Annotated in this window: 1 protein-coding gene; it reads right to left on the bottom strand. The window is 50.1% G+C overall.

What is annotated here, in order from left to right:
- Positions 1-899: thiamine pyrophosphate-binding protein (locus IQ242_RS25610; protein WP_370583055.1), on the bottom strand; the 899-nt coding region annotated here is incomplete at its 3' end.
- Positions 900-1,013 lie beyond the last annotated feature (114 nt).

Raw genomic sequence — 1,013 nt, 5'->3', positions numbered from 1 at the left:
CGAGCGCCGACGGCAATTAATAAATCACACTCGGTCACGGCAAAATTAGCGTAGGCAGTGCCGTGCATTCCTAACATTCCCACCGAGAGGGTATGATGTTCATCAAAAGCACCGATCCCCATTAACGTGGTGGTGACGGGTAACTGAAAACGTTCGGCAAACTCGGCGATTTGGGCGTGGGCATTAGCTGCGATCGCACCTCCACCAACGTAAAGTAAAGGTTTTTCGGCGGTTTCCAAGAGGTGTAAAGCGGCCTCGATTTGACGGCGATTGCCCTTAACCGTGGGACGATAGCCGGTTAGTTTCACATCTCCCGGTTCGACGGGGATATAATCGCATAGTTCTAAACCGACATCTTTGGGAATATCGACTAAAACCGGCCCCGGTCGTCCTGTACTGGCGATATGGAAGGCTTCAGCGACAATTCTCGCTACTTCGCGGGCATTTCTAGCCACATAGGAATGTTTAACAATCGGGAGAGTAATGCCATAAATATCGGTTTCTTGGAAAGCATCGGAACCGATGGCCGCCCGGCTGACCTGACCGGTGATAATTACCATCGGGATGGAGTCCATGTGTGCGTTAGCGATGCCTGTCACCAAATTGGTCGCCCCGGGGCCGGAAGTACCGAAACAGACTCCCACTTTGCCGGTGGCCCTAGCGTAGGCATCGGCGGCATGGGCGGCCGCTTGTTCGTGGCGCACTAAAATATGTTGTAATTCTCCCCGTTCTTCAAAGCGGTAGAGTTCGTCATAGATGGGCAGGATCGCACCGCCGGGATAACCGAAAATGTGCTTAACACCATGACGTTTGAGACTGTCCATCAAGGCATAAGCACCAGAACAACGCTGGGAAACCGTTGTTAAAGAGTCATTGGGCTTGGGAAGTGATGAAACCACAGGGCAAACCGTCCAATTTCTAATGAGATGGATAATTGCGATTCTGTTGCCTAGTATGCAACTTGAAAAATAGCAAAATTGATATCCTTATACATTTAGTGTATTCTATTTCAC

The organism is Microcystis sp. LEGE 08355 (assembly GCF_015207185.1).
GTDB lineage: Bacteria > Cyanobacteriota > Cyanobacteriia > Cyanobacteriales > Microcystaceae > Microcystis > Microcystis panniformis.
Note: the sequence above shows the minus strand (reverse complement) of the source record. Positions and strands in the feature narration are given on the sequence as shown.